The sequence below is a fragment of the Arcicella rigui genome (genome assembly GCF_034929435.1).
GTDB classification, from domain to species: Bacteria; Bacteroidota; Bacteroidia; order Cytophagales; family Spirosomataceae; genus Arcicella; species Arcicella rigui.
Map to the genome: position 1 here is coordinate 219044 of NZ_JAYFUM010000006.1, position 20773 is coordinate 239816.

Sequence of the window (20773 nt, forward strand, 5' to 3'; positions counted from 1 at the left end):
TCATAATTAATAATTCAAAACTCATAACTAAATAGTTTTTATTCTTCAAATTCTACTTTACTTATCAGCAATTCTTCGCCTTGAATGATATTTTTTGTTGGAAGTCCACACTCACAAACGAATTTATATTGCTGTACTTCAAAGGTTTTATCACAAGAATTGCAATGAGCCAAAATGGGTAAAACTTCAACTTCTAAACTCGTCTGCTGATATTTTTCTTCTGATTGAAGTACGGCTTCAAAAGCGTTTTGCATCAAAATCGGCTGAACATTTGAAAGTATCCCGACAGTCAAGTGAATCTTTCTTATTTTGTCAAAATCTGTCGGAAATTCATCTTCCAGCGTTTTGAAAATATTTCTTACTAAAGATATTTCGTGCATACATTTATCATTTAACGATTCACAAAATCATTGATTTCAGCCAATTCTTTTAGTCTTACTAAATGTTCGTTGGCACAAGTAATCAAGGCTGAATCGTCAACCAAATTTTCAATTTCACTGGCTGCAGCCAACATTTTTTGATAAAGTGCTTGCTGTGCCTGCTCACTTTCGTCTTGCGAAACATACCAACACGCTTCCAAATAGTTCAAGAGTGTCAAAGCTCTTTCGTAAGGAAATTCTATGGCATTCCTGATTTCAAGAGCTTCTTCGTAAAACTCCATCGCTTTGGCATAATTGTCGGTAAGTACGCCCGAAGGAAATTTCGTAAGTGCATTGGCATAATTATTACACAGCATTGCGTACTCGTAAAGATGCGTTTCTCTGGTAAAATACGACAAAGCTTCTTTGAATGAACTCGTAGAAACCGCCGCCCAAATGCCTTTCTTTTTGGCTTCGTCGGGAATTTCGGAGTAGATTACGCCCAAGTAGCCATGTATTTCTGCAAAAACTGCTGGATGATTTTCTTTGGTAAAAACTTTACAGGCTTGTTGATAAGCCTCCATTGCACCTTTATAAAACTGCGGATTGCCATTCTGAGCCCAAGTAAAAAGTAAAGTACCTTTTCGGAATTGAGCATTCCCTAAAAATTCGGGGAGATTTTCTTCTTCTAATAAATGAATCGCTTTGCTGATATATCCCAAAGATTCAGTAAAACTATTGGTAATATTGGCAATATGCGAGGCATCAATCAGTAATAAAGCCACAGAAATTTTTGCTCCTCTTGCTTCATAAAATTGTAATAGTTCTGCAAGATTTTGTTTGATTTTTTCTAATAAATCAGTGTCGTAAGGAACTACTAACTGCTTCATCCAAAGGCTATTGCAGAGTGTGAGCAATTCCATTTTTGCCCAATCTGAAATGTTGAGTGCTAAAGTTCTTTGAAGGAATTCGTCGGCTAATCTGAGTTCGTCGAGGTCTAACAATAAAGTAGCTAAATGCTTGGCTGAAAAGGCTTTGTACTCATCATTTGGAGCTAATTCTATGGCTTTTTTGTAGAGGTTTTTGGTATTACTTACATGAAAAAAATGATTTAGTTCGCCATAATGTGCTTTGATAGCGGCATTATGATAAAAACGATACTGCTCTTCGTCACTTTCTATCACCGAATTTTCTAAATCCAACATGAAGGGAACTCCATGTTGCAGGCAGTTCATCATGTCAATATCTTGTAATAATGTTTCGTTGCTTGAAGCAAATTGGTAGGCTTTTTCATAATTTCCCAACAACATAAAAGCCAAGGCAAGTACATTATTTTGCGTAAAATCTAAAGAAAAAGGGAAAAGATAAGGAGGCAAATGATTTGCCCAGTCCAATGGCAAATGAATTTTGTGCTTATGAACTGACAGAAAACCAAAATCCTCATTTGGCTCATTTTGGGCATTTTTTTCTTGTACTGAAACTACTTCATCCAGCCTTTCAATGTGTTGAATGATACTTTTTACTTCTTCAAACTGTTCTGAATCAACAAATATTTTCAGCATTTCCATTCTGTAATTGGTGAATTATTGAGTAGTTCGGTTATAAATTAATGGCGATAATGCCTGTACTTTTTACCTCAAAATCAAGTTCTCGGTCTTCGTCGTCTAAGTCATTATCAATCAAAATTTCGTGAATGGCTAAAGATTTATCGCCTTTAGCATTTTTGGTTTTTAAGGTCATCCAATGGGCCTCTTGGTGCATTTTTTCAAAAAATACTTTCGATTTGGCTGCTATTAAAATTGTATTTCTTTCAGGATAATAGACCAAATTTACTTGTACTTCATCTGCCAAAACTGAGGCAACGATGCTTGAATCAATTAATAGATGATTACTTTTCAGTGAAATACCCGCCATTTGTCAGATTGATTTTTCAAAAACATTCAATTCTTCTTTAATCAATTCTACTACTTTGTCGCCTGCGGCTTGCACTGCCTCCGAAAGTTCAACTTCAAATTGTAGGTTATCAACCGCAATCAGATAGACTTGAATGTCATCAGGAAAATTTTCTCTCAATATTTTTTTTGCATAAGAAAGTGCTTGATCCCATTTCATACTATGCAAGAAAACCATTGGGTCGTCTTGAATTGCCCCGTGGATTTCATTAGCTGGTACTTTGTATAAAGTTCCGGGGGCTTCGTTGGTATTAATGACGGCATCAACAATACGAATTACCTGATGACCTTCCAACTGAAAAAGTACTTCAAAGGCACTCGTTCCCATATCAAACAAACTGATATTTTCTGAGTCTTTAAATTCTTTTCTGAGTTGTTCAATCACATAACAGCCAATGGCATCATCGCTCCTACAAGGATTTCCAAAACCCATAATGGCTATACGAGTATTCTCTTTGTTAGATGAAATCATGTAATTTTTAATTTATTGTGAAGTAATTTCTATCAAAAGCCCTTCTTTAAATCCAAGAAGGGCTTTTGTGATGTCATAATTTATAACTTAAATCGTGATAATTCTTTGCCACTTTTTTGGTCGTGAGCGTGTACAGTACAAACCAAACAAGAGTCGAATGAACGAGCCACTAAACCTACTTCAACAGGGTCGTGTGGGTCTTCGATTTCTGTTCCTTCCAAAGCAGCTTCGATTGGGCCCGGGTTTCCAGAATCATCGCTTGGGCCTACATTCCAAGTAGTTGGTGCCATTACTTGATAGTTTTTGATAACGCCATTTTCAATTTCAATCCAGTGAGCCAAAGCACCACGGGCAGCTTCTGTACAGCCAAAACCTTTGCCGTCTTTTTCTTCTGGTTTGATATAAAAATCACCATTCAAATCTACTTGTCGCAACCATTCGTCGATATAATTGTAAAGTCTTGGAGCTTCGTGCAAACGTGCCAAAGTGCGAGTAAATACACTTGGTCCTAATTTTTCCATAATGTCACCAAATAATGGGTCTTGAATTTGATGTGGTAAATTATCAGGATTAGCATTCATAATTACTCTTGATAATGGCCCTGCTTCTGCTGCATAATTCATATAACGAGGTGCTTTTGACCAGCTATATTTAGAATTAAAATTGGTATTTTCAAGATTCTGAGAAGGAAGCGGCGTAGGCAATGGCTCGTCCCACGGGTGAGCTGCCGCCACATCGGCATACCAAGCGTGTTTTACGTGTTCTTGAATATCCAAATGATTCATTGGAAAATACTTTTCGCCATCCCAAAATCCACCCGGACTAATTACTGCATCTTGACGAGTATCAATCGTTGGTTTATTCCATTTATCTTTATGGATGTAAGTACCGTAAGCAATAAATTTTCCAACACCTTGACCAAACTTATGAAGTCCAAATTCAATACCAGCACGGATAAACAAACCCAAATCAGAATTTTTCTGTGACTCATTTTCTTCAACCCAAGCCAACATATCGTCCCAAGTTTTTATCTGCATATATCGGTCAATAGAACAACCCAAAAAGATAGACTCAAGCCAATCTTTTCTAAATTGATTCATAATCGCATGAGCTCTGGTGATGTCTTTTAGCGTAGGAGCACACATAACGCCACCCGGCACCATGTAGCTTGAATGTGGCCACTGTCCGCCAAAAAGAGCATATACTTGCACTGGCAAAGCACTGGCTGTAACTCCTTTTTGGAAAGAAGTACCTACATAAGCCGCCCAGCGTTTTACTACTTCGGCGTAAAGGGGTTTGTTAGCAAATTTTTTATTTGCCATATCAGTAGCAAATATGGCATAAAACCATCTTGGAATACTTTGAATAGTTTCGCAAGCTTGACCTAAAGCTCTGAGTAAAAGGGCATTTGGGGCAAGTGAAGTTTGCCAAACAGTATCCAATGCCGACGATGCACAGTATAAGTGAGAACCGCCACAAATGCCGCAAATTCTTGGCGTTACGATAAGCCCAGATTGTGGATCTTTGCCTGCCATGATTTGTTCAAAACCCCTAAACATTGCCGCCTGAGTATGGGCTCGTGTCACCACGCCATCCTCCATATATACTTTTACATCTAAATCTCCTTCAACACGACCAACGGGGGATATATTAAGTTCTTTTGTAATTGCCATTGTTTTATTTTAGTAAAATTGACTCTTTTAGATTTTAGTAATTCTAAAATATGATGAACTAAAGTATTGTAATTCATCATTTTAAACATCTTCGGTAAACCATTCACAATTCATCACTCACAACTCATCACTTAAATTGAGGTTTCTTTATGAGCTTGGTCTGTGCCTAAAATATTTTCAACACCGCCCATTATTTTTTCAAAACCTGCTCTCATGTAATAGCCTACTTTTGAATTGCCAGTTGGTACTTCTTGTGGCAAGAATCCCATGTATTTCATGGTTTTGAAAACGCTTCCTTTTACTAAATCATGATGTGGGAAACCTGGCTCTGTACAACCCAAACATGGATGATTGGCACGGGTTTTACTCGACTGACGATTCCACAAAATTCTATTACAACTTGCCCGAGTCATTGGGCCTCTACAACCTACTTCATAAAACAAACAACCCCCTCTTTTTCCAAAACCTCCATCTACTTTATTGGCAAAATTGACTACATTGGTACAACCCGTTTGAACAAAATCTGTAAAAAATGTTTTCGGACGATGATAATCATCCAGTAATACATCTCCTATTCTTCCCGTAGAAATGGCTACTAAAATTTGGGTAATCCAATCGGGGTGAGCAGGGCAACCGGGAATATTGATAACTGGCAAACCGCCCTTTGATACGTAATTTGCTCCTAAAAATCCTCCTTTTTCCTTTTTCAAAAACTGCATCCCTGTCGATTCACTCGGATTAGGTGCTACTGCTGGAATGCCACCCCAAGTAGCACAATCACCAATAGCTACTACAAAACCCGCTACCGCTGCTAATTCACTCACCCAGTCTTTCATCGGTCGGTCGCAGAAGTAGTTCATTGTTCCCGTATTTTTAGGGCCTTGAATGATACTTCCTTCGTAAACGAGAATATCACATTGTACTTTTCCTGCAATAATGCTTTCTAATAAATCAACCACTTGGTGACCGATTTCTAAGCCAATTGAGGGATGCCAAAGGATATTTACGCCAAAGTCTGTTACCAGATCTACGACTGTTGGTTCTTCGGCGTTGAGAAACGACATTGTGTTGCCACTGCACGCTCCTCCTTGTAACCATAATACATTAGCCATGTTGAGTGAATTTTGATTAGGAGTTTTGAAATAGTATTAATCTTTGGACAAATATAACTTTTTAAAATAAATTAGAAAAAATTTTCTAATTTATTTTAAACTCAATAGCATACAGAACCTTTTTAAAGCAATAATCTTTGAAAATTAATGAAGGTAGGCACTGTAAAAATTTATGATTTTTACGAGAAAAAAAATGACAATAATCAGTTTTCTTTATTTAACTAAGATAGGAAGGATAACATCAGAAAACTGTGCGTTACCTTTTTGGGTAAAATAAGGCTTCAAATGACTCCACAGTGCTTCTTTGTAGCGTTTTTCAGAAATGGGCTTATTACGCATGGTTTGCTGAGGTATCCAAAAAACAATACTCATCCACATTGCTTCCGAAACAATTAGGTAAGTATCTTTACTTGGCTCTGGTCGTAAATCGCCTTGTGACACATAAAAATCAATTCTTCGGTTGATTTGAAGAATCATTTTATTCATAAACTGTTGCCACTTTAATTTGATTTCGGGAACGGCGTGTTCTTTCGAGAAGAGGTCAGAAATGTAAAATTGGTAATCTTCAAAGAAATTGAAATAGGCAGACACTTGTACATCAAAGTCCAGAAAGGAAGGATTTTGAAGATATTTGCTCAATATCTCACTGAATTCATTAAATATTCTGTCGTAAACACTCGATAAAATTGCTTCTTTGTTTTTGTAGTGATAAGCCAAATTTCCAACACTAATGCCTGTTTCGTCCGCAATTTGTTGCAGACGAACACTTGCTACTCCATATTCGTTGAAAAGCCTGATTGAAGCATTAAGTATTTTATCTTTGGTATTGTACATTACAGCTAATTATTTGAAATCAATAATCCATCAGTATTCACAAAAATCGTTCCTCTTTGGTCTTTTGCTGCAATTCTCCGCATTAAGGATGAAGCTAAGGCTGCTTTTTTAGGACAAGTATAAGAAGTTATTCTTCTGACGATAAATTTCTGAAAATTTTCTGAACAGACAAAAACCAATTCGACCGCCCATTCGCCTTTGGTATAATTCAAAAAATCTATCACGGCTGCATCTGTAAGCCATTGGTCATCTGAAAATATCTGAAAATCAGACATATCTCCCTGTTTATCAATGCTATGTACTTCATTGAGCCTATTCAATAAAGCATTGTAGGCGGCACTGTCTATTTCAAAATTTGGGTCAACCACCATAATTTTAGCAGATTAAAACGCTAAATGAAGTTCAAAATTAATTTTATTCAATTACTCAACACATACTGTGGTTCTCATAAAATCGTCAAAATCTTCTTTGGTCTTTCTTCTTACTCTTCAAAATCTAATACTGTTTTTATATCTATTAGCGTCTATTATTTCACTTTTCATTATTTCTGTTTCTCCTACCCAGATTGTTTGTTTGTGATTGATAAATCTCCACGTGTAAACGTGAACAATAGAGTCTTTAAGGATACTTCTTTTTTTATAAATCCCGCCATCAAATTCATTTAGGGGGTAGTTGACATTTATTTTGTAATGATTTTCTGGGTCTGTTTTGAAATATAGTTTGTGGGCGTAGTCGAAGTTCATTCCTATTAGTTCGTCAATCGTCTCAACAGGTTTATGCCAAATGTCAAAATACCAAGTTGTTGCAAGTCCAGTTATCGCAATTGTCAATATGATTATAAACTTTCTTTTCATTGTGGTCTTCTAAGCTACTTCATAACTCGCTAATATGCGAAAGGTTTGTGGTACTTTTCGTACTGTTAATACAGATTGTTATTCATTCACTAAAGTATCAAATTAATAACAAATATTGTATCTGGAACTATGCACTTGTTGGTTCAAGCCTGTTGTATTTTACAATGTATTCAATTGAAAATTTTAATCAAATGTACATATTTTACCCAGAAAACCTACAATTTTGGTTCTACCCACAAAGCCGTTAAAAGTAGCAGTATCAACACAAACCAAAGCCATTCGGGTAAAGTACTTCTGAATGTTTGAGCTTTTTCAGAAACATTTTCCATCACTGAAGTTTGTAAATAAGGAGCAAGCTGTTTTGCTTTGGCGATTGACGAAGTATTGTCTTCAACAAAAATGGCTAAAGTATCTTGAAACTGATTCCAGCCTTTTTTTCTAAAAATATAGTTAGCGTTAAAACTCTTAGAATTAATGGCTGATTGAGTACTTTGACTACTGACTTTTTCAATCAATAAATTGGAAGCGTCGCTTGTACTATTTACAGAAAAGTCCTTTGTAACATCTACAAAAACTGGCCCGATGAGATTGAAATTATGAGCTTTCGGAGCATTCAAAGCTTGAAAAGTACTTTGCCAAATACGTGAATACTTTATGCTATCGCCACTGAGCATGAGCGGAAAAGTTTCGTTTAGTAAGCTAATCGCCACTTTCCCTACTTTTTTCTGAATCGCCACTGGGTATTCTGCTAATTCTTTTTGAAAAGTATTTGGAAGAAATTTATAAGACTGAGCCGTTAAATCCTCTGAAATTTTTCGGTTTTCTTGATTATCAATTTTTGTAATTTTCCAATTCGTTCCCAATTGCTGATTGATACTTTTTACCGCTAAATCAGCATTGGCGAAATTGATAAACAAAATACTTTTTCCTTCGGCAAAGGCTTTTTTCACCAAAGTATTACCAGCATTTGAAGGGTCGGTAATGATGACATCTGGCACAAATTTCCCTGATTGATTGATTGAAAATGTACTCTGTGTGTTTTTAGCTACCGTTGCAATGGTCTCTACAATATTACCATTTTTACCCAACCAATCTGCTAAAATCTTACTCTCAAAATCCGGATTACTTAGTACAAATAAGTAATGCTGTGGCTGATATCTTGTTGAAAAAAAATGAATTTTTGCTAAAGTTTTATCGGCTAAATCTAAGCTTAAATCTGTTTTGCCAACAGAAAAAGTTGGCGTTTTGAGTCGAAAATAAGAAAAACCTTTGGATAATGACAAACTGTCTAACACTTTGTTCGCCCATTTCAACCTGATAATTTGTGGTTTTTCTACATAAATTTTTCCCGATACTTCTTGTATTTCATCTTTGTAAAGAATGGCTTTCCAATGCAAATCTTGAAGTGTTTCTTTTGGGAAAAATGGAATCCAATAAATATTTTTGGAGGAGATTTTACTTAAAATTTCGGGCTGGGCATCTTGTCCCAATAGATAAACATTCCCTAATTGCTCTACAATTTCGGGTTTTTCAATGAGTAAACGATTGAATGCTTTTTGGTTAAATGTTTCAGAAATTTTCAAACTATCTTTTATCAACTTTATTTCCTCTTTCGGAATATTTTCACTGACCAAAAGTACTTTATTACTATCCATACTTTTCTCAATGTCAGGATTAATAAAAAGTAAAGTAACAGTCAGCCAAAGTAAAAGATTTAAACTTAGTTTTATCCAAAAACGAAGCGACAATTCGGGTTTATTTCTGAATAAAATTGTCAATTGAATACCAAGCAATACGAACAAAGCTAAGGTAATTAGCCAGTCGAAAAGCTCAAAATCACTGAAAATATGGAAGATGAATACGTTCATTGATGATTTTTGTGTTAATAAAACACATTAATAATTTTTCAAAAAAGCTTTTTCTAATTTCCTTTCACTGAGATAAGAATCATTCCGAGGATTATTTTTACTCGGCAAAGTCTTGTCCACCAAACCGTAAAGCTTTGTTTTTAAAGTACTTATTTCTTCTTGGCTTAGATTTTTGTCGTTTACCACTTTTTGTAATGAAGTCAAAATCGACCAACTTGATAAATTACTGTTCAGAATTTTTCCACTCAAAATATTTCCTAAAGCCAATACTTTTTGTTTTTCTGTAAGCTTGAGTTTTTGTGCTTGGTTTTTACTTGAAATAATACTCATTACTTCGGCAATCAGTGTTTCGATTTGTGCCTGAGAGTAATTTTTCTGATAAGTAAATTTGTCGTTAAACTTCGTCAATTCGCCCGATAAACGCTTTTCTTTTTCTTTAATTGGCGGTGGGTCGAAACTGGTTTTCTTCACAAAAGTTCGAGCTTTGTGCTGGGCAGATTTTAGGTACTCCAATGCTTTTTTCTCAAAAGGAATGGCTTTCTCTGGTTCGTACATTCGTAAATGTAATTCCGACTGCCACATTTGTTCCAAAGCCATTTTCAACAAACTTCGAGTTGACTGCTCGTAAAAAGTATTCGCTTCGGCATCATCGTGCGAGTGGACATAATCTGCCAACATACTTGCCAAAGGGTCTTTGTTATCATCAGCTTTGTTGCCACCGTGGTCATGCTCGTGTTCTTCGTGTTTTTCGCCTGCGTCGTGGTCGTGCTCACCTTGGTCATGTGCATGGCGAAAGCCTTGTAAAATATCACCTTTACCATCGTCGTCGCTCGGTAAAGCATGACCGCCCCCGATATTATTTTCAAATTCTTCGCCCAAATACTGTCCATAACGAAGTCGAAGAGCCTTTTGGTCGAAACCAATTTCATTTGAAATACTGTTAAATTCCTTACTTGGCAATTTTTTTCTTTTGGCAATCAGTTTTTCAGTATCAATAATAATTTGTCGCTGACTTCTAAAATACTCAGGCATGATATTCATCGCCATAGTTGCCAAATCCGATTCTTCGGCCTGAGTGGTATCTTTATAAACGATAAAATAGGTATCTGATTTGGTATAATTTGGCGTTGGTCGTTTGTTGTCGAAAGCCGCCCAATAATAATAAAGTTCATCGCCCGGCGTAAAGTTAAATGCCTTCAAATCAATGCTTTTTATCACATTGGTTTGCTTGAAATTGACAGTACTAATCGGAATTTTCACTTCTCTGAACTTCACATTTTCTCCCGAACCTCTTGCCAAAGTAGCCACAATAAAAGCTTGACTAACCAAAAAATCATCGGAAATTTTAGCGGAAATCTGAATATTTTTAGGGTTTTTCAAAAAATGAAAAGTATATAATTCTTTTGAAGCAGGTTCGATTTTTGGAGCTAAATCTGGAATAGCTTCCAAACGATAATAGTCTGATTGATAGATTAATGAATCTTTCCAATAGGCTTTCAGGGCATACAAACCAGAACTTAATAATTGGTCTTGGTACTCAAATTTTTCACCGTTTTTCTGAAAAGCGATTTCGTCACCTCTGTTATTGCTCAATTTAACGCTTACATTTTCGGTACTTGTCACATTGGCAGTCCATTTCAGTATCGAACCCGCAATTGCCATCGCATTCATATTTTCAGAATGTGAAGCGGGCAAAGCCGTATAAGTGGGCGGAGTAATGTGCAACGTTGCATTCAGAAAACGAGGAATGACTTTGGCTTCTGGAGTACTTTTTGAAGTATTTTCAAGTACGTTTTCTGTACTGGTAGTTGAAAAAAGTTTCGTAGAAAAGCCAGCATACAAAGCCCAAGCAGCGAAAAAAAACAGAAAATATAAGGCAATTTTGGGCTGAATCAACCACGGCGTTTGGGGCGATTTAGCAAAAAGTCTTTCTAACTGTAATTGCTCTGCCAAATTTGGATTTTCAACCTTCAATAAATCCAGACTGTACTCTGTATCTTCCATTTTTTGGTGCAAAATTTCGATGGCATCTCGTTCACGGTACTGAAAAAGTTTTGTCCAAAATGCCATAAGAAAAAAGCCTGAAACCGCTAACAGCGAAGCCCAAAAGTAGGATTTCGTCGCTAAAAGTATCAAAAAGAACATCGCACCTGCCACCAAAGTACTTTTCAATACAGCGATTAAGTACAGTTGTATATGAACTTTCAGAATAATTTGTTTGAATGGATTCATGTATTTTTAGTAAGGGCAATCCATCGTTCTAAACCCAAAATTCCTATAAAAACCAAGAGTAATACTTTTGTAAACCAAGTATTAATAGCTTTTTTAGGATATTCTTGTAGCTTGAACAAGGCTTTTATTTGTTGATGACTTAGTGTATTTTTTGATTTTTGTAAACCAAAATGTTGTATAATTTTTTCTCCGATAAATTCTGGAAAAGTGGCATTATAAACCATTTCTTCATTGCTTGCAATAAATAAATTTTCAACAAAAACTTTGTTTCCGCCTTCGTTTTGTATCGGTTTTTCAAAAGCTGATACGCCTGAGAAAATGAACAAAGTATTCGTTGCGGTATGGGTATTTCTTGGCTGATTATCAAAAATTAAGTCATAAAAAGTATTTGCTCTTTCTTGTTCTTCTATCTGAAAATCAAAATGATACACCTCAGAAAGTGCTTTTAAAGCCGCCTTAATACTTTGCTTTTCTTGTGCGTTTTTGTTGGCAATCAATACTTTTAATTTTCCTTGATGTTTCTCTACGCCATTAATCGTTGAACTGCCACTTTTAAGTTGATTATCTTCGCCAACAAAGACTTTGTTCGTCGGTGAAAAAGCTAAAAAAGCCTTAGATTTATCAGTCGTTGAATCTGCAAAAACATGAATATTAAACTGACTTGGTACAAAAATCTGGGACAAATTAGCCAAGCTTTGTTGGTTGGTAAAGTACAATTCCAGACTTTCCTCATCCATTGTTTTTTCTACTTCATTCAAAGCATTTTGAAGCGTTTTTACCTCTAATTTTTCAGCATTAGGCAAGGCTTTTAAATCTGTAATGGGTTCAATTTTGGCATTAATCCAATAACATTTTTCACCTTTTTTCAAGGCATTTTCTAATTCAAATTGGTAATTCTGAACCAATAAAGCATTTGGCTGTACTAAGTGAATTTTATGCTCATTTTTTTGATGAGTAATGGCTTTTAAAATGGGTTTAGCCATTTTAAAACACAGAATCAGCAAAAGTAAACACCTCAAAATCAAGAGAAACCAATTATCCAATCGAATGCCTCTTGACTGTTGGAGATTCTTTTCTATCAACCAATTGGTAGCTGCCCAAGCGATAATTTTTCCCTTTTTTTGATGCCAAAAATGAATCACAATTGGAATTGAAATCGCCAAGCTTCCCCACAACATCAAAGGATTTAATAATTCCATTTTTTATTTTGTTTTATGCTTTATGCTATAAGCAGTAAGCTTTAGGCAAGTAATCAAACTCAAACAAAGCATATAGCCTAAAGTCTACTGCCTAAAGCACCAAACCTACCTCCTTTTCTTCAAAGATTCGCTGATTACGTTGGCGATGGCTTCTTCAAAATCTGTTCTCAACAAATAGACAAAAGGAATTTGTAAGGCTGTATCTAAATTTTTAAGATATTTTTTTGCGTTTTCGAGTACTTCTTCTTTGATACTTTCGGCTTGTAACTCAATTTCTTTGCCCGTTTCCAAATCTTTAAAACGATAAAAACCCTTTAAATCGAAGTTCATTTCTTGTTTTCCGAGTACCTGAAAAACCATTACTTCACGATGTGGATTAGCAATATTTTGAATAAAATTGAGCCATTCATCATTGATTTGTAAGAAATCTGAGGCAAAAATGACGATTTCCTTTTGCTTTTGTTGAAAAACGGGAAATTTTGGATTGTCATTTTGCCAATCTCCACTCGCTTGTGCCTTTTCAAGTTCGTATAAAATGCGTTGAAAAGATTGTTTTCCTGCACTTACCAAAGTCTGAATTTCGCCATTTTGTAAAGTATATAAACTCATCAAATCGCCTTGTCGATAACCCAAATACGCCAATGAAGCCAAAAGTATTTTGCAATATTCTAAACGACTGATACCGTTTTCGCTGTAATTCATCGAAGCGGATAAATCGAGAATAAAACGGATATGAAAATTACTTTCGGTAGAAGATTCTCGGACTAAATGCTTTTGCGTTCTTGCGTACAGTTTCCAGTCGATTCTTTTCGGGTCGTCGCCAGCCTGATAATGTTTGTATTGTTCAAATTCGATTCCATAGCCAAAGCGTTTACTTTGATGAATTCCCAACATCAATTGCTCACTGACTAATCTTCCAGCGAGTTGAAGGTTGTTGAGTTTGATTAATTCGTGCATGAATGTTTTTATATCGTCCCTAACGGGACTTTTAACTTGTGTCTTGTTCGCTTTTGCTACCGATATTTAATCCCTAACGGGATTTATTTGTTGAAAATGCTTTCCCCGTTTTACCGATATTTAATCCCTAACGGGACTTTTTCAATCTACCAAATCAGTCTCGTAGAGACTACATATCGGTAGAAAAGAAGATGTTCGCACACCTAAAAATCCCGTAGGGATGACATTATCTATTGAAGTTCTTTAAAAATGTATTTCTCATCGAAATCAATTTCAAAAATTTTCAAAAATTCAAGATACTCTTCCCTAAAGGTCTTTTTCTTATGGTGTTCCTCTTGGTTTTCAATGTAGGTAATTACATTCTTAATTTGAGATTTTCCATAAGAAAATACTCCATAGCCTTCTTGCCATTCAAACCTACTTTTGATAAATTTCTTTTCATTTATCCATTTTGAAGAGCTTCCTTTTATATCCTGCAACAACTCAGAAATAGATTGAGTTGGTCTCATACCAATCAATAAATGAATGTGGTCTGGCATACCATTTATGGCAATCATCTTATGTTTATTATGCTGCACAATTCCAGAAATATAACGGTAAAGTTCATCTTTCCATGAATTGTGAATGATACTTTGTCTGTATTTTACAGCAAAAATAATGTGCAAGTGTATTTGACTATAAGTATTTGCCATACAGGTATTTATGTAGATTTTAATGTAAATTTTGACTATTTCAAAATCTCCTTTATCACATCATCCGTCGTAATTCCTTCGGCATCGGCTCTGAAATTGAGGGCGATTCGGTGTCTTAAAATCGGGAAAGCGAGTGTGTGAATGTCTTCGGGCAATACAGAAAAACGTTCGTTCAAAACGGCTCTGGCTTTGGCACAAAGTACTAAGGCTTGTCCTGCTCGTGGGCCTGCTCCCCAATCGCACCATTGTTTTACAAAAGCAGCAGTAGTACTGGCTGGGCGAGTTGAACGAACAATTTGATTGATTTTCACAATCAATTCTTCGCTAATATGTACCTGACGAGTCAATTGTTGAAGTGCAAGGATTTCTTCATCCGACATGATATTTTTCAAATCCTTTTTGCCGACACCCGTTGTACTTTTCAATACTTGTAATTCTTCGGTTTCTGATGGATAACCCAATTTGATATACAATAAAAAACGGTCGAGTTGTGCTTCTGGCAATGGATAAGTACCCGCTTGTTCGATGGGATTTTGCGTAGCAATAATCAAAAAAGGCTTGGGTAAATCGTAGTTTGTACCTGCATAAGTTACTTTGTACTCTTGCATGGCTTCCAACAAAGCGGCTTGTGTTTTGGGTGGTGTTCGGTTGATTTCATCTGCCAAAACGATATTGGCGAAGATTGGCCCTTTGTTGAATTTGAAGAATTTCTTTCCTGTTTCGTGGTCTTCTTCCAAAATTTCAGTTCCTACAATATCGCCCGGCATTAAATCTGGCGTGAATTGTACTCTTTTGAAAGACATTTCTAAGGCTTCTGAAATGGTTTTTACCATCAAAGTTTTTGCTAAACCGGGTACGCCTTCAAGCAAACAATGTCCACCAGCCAAGAGTGAAATCAATATTTCGTCAATCGCTTCTTGCTGTCCGACGATTACTTTGGCAATTTCTTTTTTTAGCAAAGGCAGTTTTGCCACTAATGTTTTAAAATAAGTAAGGTCTTTAGTTTCCAAATTATTAGACGCTCAATGCGTAGTTGATGATGTTTACTCCAAACTTTGTATTGTCTTCAGCTAACCAACGTTTGTTTCTGAAGTCGTAGTCCCACTCGCAACCGTAATCTTTATTGCTGTATAAAACGCCGATTCGTCCGTTGATGATGATGGCTTTTAGGTAGTCATGCACAAGGTCGTCGCCCCAACCGTTGAGTTCAAAACTGGTTGTTGGCGGCCCTTCAAAATGAAAAAAGCAATTATAGATTGGATGCGTATTGGGGATTTTTTGAAGAGCCTTTTCTCCAAAAGTTCTTGCCATTTCTTGTTCAAAAGATTTGGCAAAAAGTCCGTCGATGTCGTGATTACAATCATCCACAAAGACAAAACCACCATTTTGGACATACTTATGAAAAATGTCTCTTTCTTTACTGGAAAATTCTACCAATTTATGCCCACTCAAATAGCAAAAAGGACTTTTGAAGATTTCATTGCTACTCAAAAGCACCACTTTTTCCTTTTCATCAATGGGAATGGTTGTATATTCTACCAAAGAATTGAGAATATTGGAAGGCATTCGTTGGTCAGTATCCCAATCTCCAGAAGTATATTGAATTCTTGTAAAGGTAAATGGTTTCATAATTTTTTAATGCTTTAAGCGATGAGCTATAAGCTTTGAGAATTGAGCTTTCAACTTATAGTTTTTAGCTCAATTCTGTTCGCAAAATGCTACAAAAAAGCTCATCGCTCAAGGCTTATAGCTCACAGCTTTTAAACCGCATCCGAAAGTGAAGAGAATGTAAATTCTCTGATTTTCATCGGTGGTACTATGTAATTTTGATTCGATTCCGTACTTACTACTCGTTCTGCTTTTCCTAACATTTCAAGGTTATTGAGCATAATAATTGGACTTTCGTTAAAACGGAAATTTTTAATCGGATACTTGATTTTTCCATCTTCAATATAAAAAGTACCGTCACGAGTAAGTCCTGTTAATAAAAGCGTTTGAGGGTCAACGGGGCGAATGTACCAAAGTTTTGTTACCAAAATACCTCTTTGTGTACTCTTGATCATTTCTTCCAAAGTAGCCGTTCCGCCAGCCATAATCATATTATTTGGATATGGCACAGGTTTTACGCCTTTCTCTTTTGCCCAATATCTCGAATAAGCCAAATTTTTCACTACTCCTCTTTCAATCCACATCATTTTGCCTTGTGGCTGACCATCGCCAGACCACGAAGCTGCAGGTAATTCTGGATAAGTAGGGTCTGAAAAGAAGTTTACTCTTTCATCTACAATTTTTTCCCCTAATTTGGTTTTTCCACCCGGTTTGCTGAAAAAAGAACGCCCTTCATCAGCACTTCTGGCATCCATATCAAAATAGATATTTTCTAATAAAACAGCCGCTGCAGTTGGTTCTAAAATCACAGTATATTTACCGGGTTCTAAAGCTCTTGCTCCTTTTGAACCTAAAGATTTTTGAATAGCTGTTTTGGTAATGGCTACTGAATCTAATTTTGAAACATCATTATAGCCTTTTACTACATAGCCCGAACCTGTTCCGTCTTCGGTACGAACAGTCAATGAAAAATTCACATTGGTACTTTTGTAATACGCAAAAAGTCCCTTTGAATTCATCATGGCATTGTAGCCTTTTTGGTCTTCAAGAAATCCTGCGGCAACTAATTTTTGTTCTCTGGATAATTGAAGACTTTTATTCACTACTTCGGCACGAGTATCGGGGCTTACATTTGCCGTAGCTTCTACATAACCATTTGAAGGAATATAAGTTTGTGGGCCAAGTACGCCTACATATTCTGGATTTTCGGGAGCAAGACGAGCTAATTCTTCCGAACGACGAACTACTTTTTCTAAAGAAGCGTCATCAAATTCATCAATCGTTGCAACGCCAACTTTTTTCCCAAAAGCCGACTGTACTGTAAGGTTTTGGTTAGTTAAAGCACCACTGGTTGATACTTCATTACGGGCATAGCGTAAGTTTCCTCTTTCTTCTCCCAAGAGGTTTACTTCGCATTCATCTGCCTTTGAAAAGCTTAATACCTTAGTCAATAAGGCTTTAGCTTCACTTTCAGTTAATATAATTGACATGGTTTGTTTTGAGATTAAAGAGTTTTTTTCAGCTTTAAGCTGTGAGAAATGAGCTATGAGTTTTTATCAATTATTACTTTTTATACTAAAAAGATTGAGCTTTGAAATTTCTAATACTCGTAAGTTATTTATTACAAATAAGTTAAAACAATAAAAATTCACTACCCTAATTTGCTTTTAGTATTAAATGAAAGCTCAAAGCTAAAGGCTCGTAGCTCATGGCTATCCTAAATTTTCCGTGCTGTATTAATCACATTTACGCCATTGAAGCGTGCTGTTGAACTTCCGTGTGACACCGCACTCGATTGCATTGGTTGACCTTTTCCGTCAAAGAATGAACCGCCTAAACGATAATCACGCTCATCACATACCTTTACACATGAATTCCAGAATTCTTGTGTATTAGATTGATAAGCCACGTCTTTTAGCATACCTACAATTTTTCCATCTTTAATTTCATAAAACAACTGTCCGCCAAATTGGAAATTATAACGCTGTTGGTCAATCGAGAACGAACCATCACCGATAATATAAATTCCTTTTTTAACATCTTTAATCATTTCTTCTACCGACAAAGGTGTTTTTCCTGCGGCAAGTGAAACGTTCGCCATACGTTGGAACTGTACCGACGACCAGCTATCTGCATAACAACAACCATGAGATTCATTTTCGCCAAGAATATGTACTTGGTCACGAATGGCTTGGTAATTTACCAAGGTACCCTCTTTTACTAAATCCCAACGTTTTGTTTTTACGCCTTCGTCATCCCAACCCACAGCACCAAGCGAGCCTACTTGCGTTTTATCAGCAAAAAGGTTTACTTCTTTACTACCATAATTGAAGTTTTTACTTTGCCATTTATCCAAAGTCGCAAAAGAAGTACCTGCGAAATTGGCTTCGTAACCTAAAACACGGTCAAGTTCTAAGGGGTGACCAACTGATTCGTGGATAGTCAACCAAAGGTGAGATGGGTCAAGAATTAAATCGTATTTGCCCGCTTCAACCGATTTTGCAGTTAGTTTTTCTTTGGCTTGTTTTGATGCTGAAATAATATCTTCCAACATATCATAACCTTTATTATAACGAGTAGTGATACCCGTTACTTTATCGGCAGGATTTGCTTGAAGGTATTCGTAGCCCATTCCCATTGGAGCACTTAGGGTTTGGCGGGTTTCAAATTTCCCTGATTTTGGGTCGATAGCCGTAACGTTGAAAGTAGGCCAAATTCTGTGAATGTCTTGGTCGATGTACGAACCATCAGAAGAAGCAAAATACTTTTGTTCGTTCACCAAAAACATAACCGAATTCACGTAATTTGCTCCGTTTTTCATCGCCGCATCGTTGACATTGAGGAGTAAATCAACTTTTTCTTTGATAGGTACTTCAAAAGCATTTTTCTGGATTGGAGCTTTCCAGCTTACTTCACCGTAGCCTTTTTGGGGAGCAAGTACAACGGGGTTTGTCATTAATTTGGCATTTGCTTTCGCAATAGCCACTGCTTGTTCGGCTGCTCTGGCGGTATCTGCTTCCGACTTGGCATCTACCACAGCGGCAAAGCCCCAACAACCATTCGCAATTACACGCACACCAACACCATAAGATTCAGTATTGACGATGTTCTGGACTTTGTTTTCACGAGTCACCACAAATTGGTTCAAGTAACGCCCAATCCGAACATCCGTGTAAGTTGCTCCTTTTGCTTTGGCAGCATTGAGTGCCGCATCAGCTAAACGCTTTTTAGTGGCAACATCTACTGCCCCATCTAAAAGAGCTTCTGCCGAAACAGGTCTTCCCATCATTGGAATATTAGACAGCATCATGCCGCCCATTCCCAGACCTGACAATTGAATAAAATCTCTTCTTTTCAAGGTTTCTTTAGTTTTTTAGTTGAATAGATTTAGGAAAAATTTGGTTGAAAACTCCATGAGCTTTTATACTTAAAGAATTTTTCTTCCTTGAGTAAGTTTTTCCCAAATACCTAAATATATTCTATTGATGAAGATAAACGATTAATGACAAAGATGATTTTGATGAATGGTCAAAAAAAGAAGGTGAATGGTTATAGTAAAACACCATTCACCTTTTTTAATTAAACAGCATCAGATAAGCTACTGAAAGTAAAATCTCTTATTTTTAATGGTGGTACTAAGCAACCTCCTACTCTCATCGGAACGCCCATTGCCTCTAAATTATTCAACATAATCACTGGACTTTCGTTGAATCTAAAGTTTTTGATTGGGTATTTAATTTGTCCTTTTTCGATATAAAAAGTACCGTCACGGGTAAGTCCTGTGTATAGTAATGTTTGTGGGTCAACCGCACGAATGTACCAAAAACGAGTAACCAAAATTCCTTTTTCAGTTCCTTTGATTAAATCCGCCAAAGATTCTGTACCGCCTGCCATGATAAAACCTGATGGCGGTGGCGTAGCTTTTACGCCTTTTTTCTCTGCCCAAAATCTTGAATAAGTAAGGTTTTTTACTACCCCGTTCTCAATCCAATAAATTTTTTCTTGCGGACGACCATCACCTGAAAAACCAGCTTTAGGAATTTCGAGGTTGGTAGGGTCTGAGAAAATGTTTACTCTTTCGTCAAATAATTTTTCACCCAAACGAGTGCCGCCACCTTTTTTGCTCAAGAAACTTCTACCCTCATCGGCATTTCTGGCATCCATGCTTCGCATCATATTTTGTAATAAATCAATCGAAGCGGCAGGTTCAAGAATTACAGTATATTTTCCGGGTTCTAAAGCCTTTGCCGAACTTGAAGCCAAAGCTTTTTGCATGGCTACTTCGGTAGCGGATTTAGTATTTAATTTTGAAACATCATTAAAATCACGAATGGCATAGCCAGACCCCAAGCCGTCGGCAGTACGAACGGTGATTGAGAAATCTACCGAAGTAGATTTGTTGTACGCAAAAAGTCCTTTGCTATTGCCAATGGCTGTAAAACCCGAAGAATCTTCTAAGTATCCAGCGGCAGTAAGTCCCTTTTTTGAACAAGGGTCGATACTTTCAAAAGCGGCTTTAGCACGATAATCTGGGTCGATATTGGCAGTACTTTGGGCAAAAGTGTTGGTATCTAAATACTTTTGTGGGCCAAGCATTGGCACATACTCAGGGTTTTCGGGAGCTAAACCTGCTATTTCCTCGGCTCTTCTAACGGTTTTTTCTAAAGATTTATCATCAAATTCATTGATGGTGGCTGTGCCAGAGCGTTTGCCAAATACTGCTGTCACTGCCAAAGAGAGGTCAAGCGACTCGCCACTGGTAGAAACAGAATTTCGGGCATAACGAATATTTCCTGTGCGACTTCCGTTCAAAGCCACACTCATTTCATCTGCTTTCGAGAAGGCTAAAACCTTGTCGATTATCTTTTTAGCTTCTTCTTTTGATAATATATTTGACATTTTCTTTTTTGCGAGATTAAAGTTGAAAGCTGTGAGCTGTAAGCATTGAGCTTTTATTTTTA

General features: G+C 36.6%; 19 protein-coding genes. All 19 read right to left on the bottom strand.

Translation table 11 applies throughout. The features are described 5' to 3' along the window. Positions 1-38: 38 nt before the first annotated feature. Complete coding sequence (locus VB248_RS05895; protein ID WP_323295818.1) at positions 39-380, bottom strand: hydrogenase maturation nickel metallochaperone HypA/HybF; 342 nt, start codon at positions 378-380, stop codon at positions 39-41. Positions 381-391: 11 nt separating this feature from the next. After that, positions 392-1921, bottom strand: coding sequence for a hypothetical protein (locus tag VB248_RS05900; RefSeq protein WP_323295819.1), 1530 nt, complete (start codon positions 1919-1921; stop codon positions 392-394). 37 nt (positions 1922-1958) lie between these two features. Beyond that, positions 1959-2273, bottom strand: a complete 315-nt coding sequence (locus tag VB248_RS05905) for a hypothetical protein (RefSeq protein WP_323295820.1) — start codon at positions 2271-2273, stop codon at positions 1959-1961. A gap of 3 nt (positions 2274-2276) precedes the next feature. Further along, complete coding sequence (locus VB248_RS05910) at positions 2277-2783, bottom strand: hydrogenase maturation protease (RefSeq protein ID WP_323295821.1); 507 nt, start codon at positions 2781-2783, stop codon at positions 2277-2279. An 80-nt stretch (positions 2784-2863) separates the two neighbouring features. Continuing rightward, positions 2864-4456 carry a nickel-dependent hydrogenase large subunit gene (locus tag VB248_RS05915; RefSeq protein ID WP_323295822.1) on the bottom strand — a complete coding sequence of 531 codons (1593 nt, stop codon included), beginning with the start codon at positions 4454-4456 and terminating at the stop codon, positions 2864-2866. 131 nt (positions 4457-4587) lie between these two features. After that, entirely contained in the window at positions 4588-5568 is a 981-nt protein-coding gene (locus VB248_RS05920; protein ID WP_323295823.1) for an NADH-quinone oxidoreductase subunit B family protein, read from the bottom strand. A gap of 213 nt (positions 5569-5781) precedes the next feature. Then, complete coding sequence (locus VB248_RS05925) at positions 5782-6402, bottom strand: TetR/AcrR family transcriptional regulator (protein WP_323295824.1); 621 nt, start codon at positions 6400-6402, stop codon at positions 5782-5784. 5 nt (positions 6403-6407) lie between these two features. Beyond that, positions 6408-6773 carry a hypothetical protein gene (locus VB248_RS05930; RefSeq protein ID WP_323295825.1) on the bottom strand — a complete coding sequence of 122 codons (366 nt, stop codon included), beginning with the start codon at positions 6771-6773 and terminating at the stop codon, positions 6408-6410. 117 nt (positions 6774-6890) lie between these two features. Further along, positions 6891-7232: a hypothetical protein gene (locus VB248_RS05935; protein WP_323295826.1), complete on the bottom strand. Its 342-nt coding sequence runs from the start codon at positions 7230-7232 to the stop codon at positions 6891-6893. Between the two features lie 239 nt (positions 7233-7471). Beyond that, positions 7472-9124: a hypothetical protein gene (locus tag VB248_RS05940; RefSeq protein ID WP_323295827.1), complete on the bottom strand. Its 1653-nt coding sequence runs from the start codon at positions 9122-9124 to the stop codon at positions 7472-7474. A gap of 27 nt (positions 9125-9151) precedes the next feature. Further along, positions 9152-11356 carry a hypothetical protein gene (locus VB248_RS05945; RefSeq protein ID WP_323295828.1) on the bottom strand — a complete coding sequence of 735 codons (2205 nt, stop codon included), beginning with the start codon at positions 11354-11356 and terminating at the stop codon, positions 9152-9154. Further along, complete coding sequence (locus VB248_RS05950; protein ID WP_323295829.1) at positions 11353-12555, bottom strand: BatA domain-containing protein; 1203 nt, start codon at positions 12553-12555, stop codon at positions 11353-11355. The genes VB248_RS05945 and VB248_RS05950 overlap by 4 nt, the downstream gene beginning before the upstream one ends. Positions 12556-12660: 105 nt before the next feature. Then, the gene (locus tag VB248_RS05955) at positions 12661-13512 is read right to left on the bottom strand and encodes a DUF58 domain-containing protein (protein WP_323295830.1); all 852 of its coding nucleotides are present in this window, start codon (positions 13510-13512) and stop codon (positions 12661-12663) included. A 230-nt stretch (positions 13513-13742) separates the two neighbouring features. Beyond that, a complete protein-coding gene (gene tnpA, locus VB248_RS05960; RefSeq protein WP_323295831.1) occupies positions 13743-14204 on the bottom strand; it encodes an IS200/IS605 family transposase in 462 nt (153 codons plus the stop codon). A 35-nt stretch (positions 14205-14239) separates the two neighbouring features. Continuing rightward, complete coding sequence (locus VB248_RS05965) at positions 14240-15214, bottom strand: AAA family ATPase (protein WP_323295832.1); 975 nt, start codon at positions 15212-15214, stop codon at positions 14240-14242. A gap of 4 nt (positions 15215-15218) precedes the next feature. After that, positions 15219-15833, bottom strand: coding sequence for a DUF4159 domain-containing protein (locus VB248_RS05970; protein WP_323295833.1), 615 nt, complete (start codon positions 15831-15833; stop codon positions 15219-15221). Positions 15834-15964: 131 nt separating this feature from the next. Beyond that, positions 15965-17302 carry a TldD/PmbA family protein gene (locus VB248_RS05975; protein ID WP_323295834.1) on the bottom strand — a complete coding sequence of 446 codons (1338 nt, stop codon included), beginning with the start codon at positions 17300-17302 and terminating at the stop codon, positions 15965-15967. Between the two features lie 227 nt (positions 17303-17529). Continuing rightward, the gene (locus VB248_RS05980; protein WP_323295835.1) at positions 17530-19170 is read right to left on the bottom strand and encodes a TldD/PmbA family protein; all 1641 of its coding nucleotides are present in this window, start codon (positions 19168-19170) and stop codon (positions 17530-17532) included. A 221-nt stretch (positions 19171-19391) separates the two neighbouring features. Further along, the gene (locus tag VB248_RS05985) at positions 19392-20711 is read right to left on the bottom strand and encodes a TldD/PmbA family protein (RefSeq protein WP_323295836.1); all 1320 of its coding nucleotides are present in this window, start codon (positions 20709-20711) and stop codon (positions 19392-19394) included. Between the last annotated feature and the right edge of the window lie 62 nt (positions 20712-20773).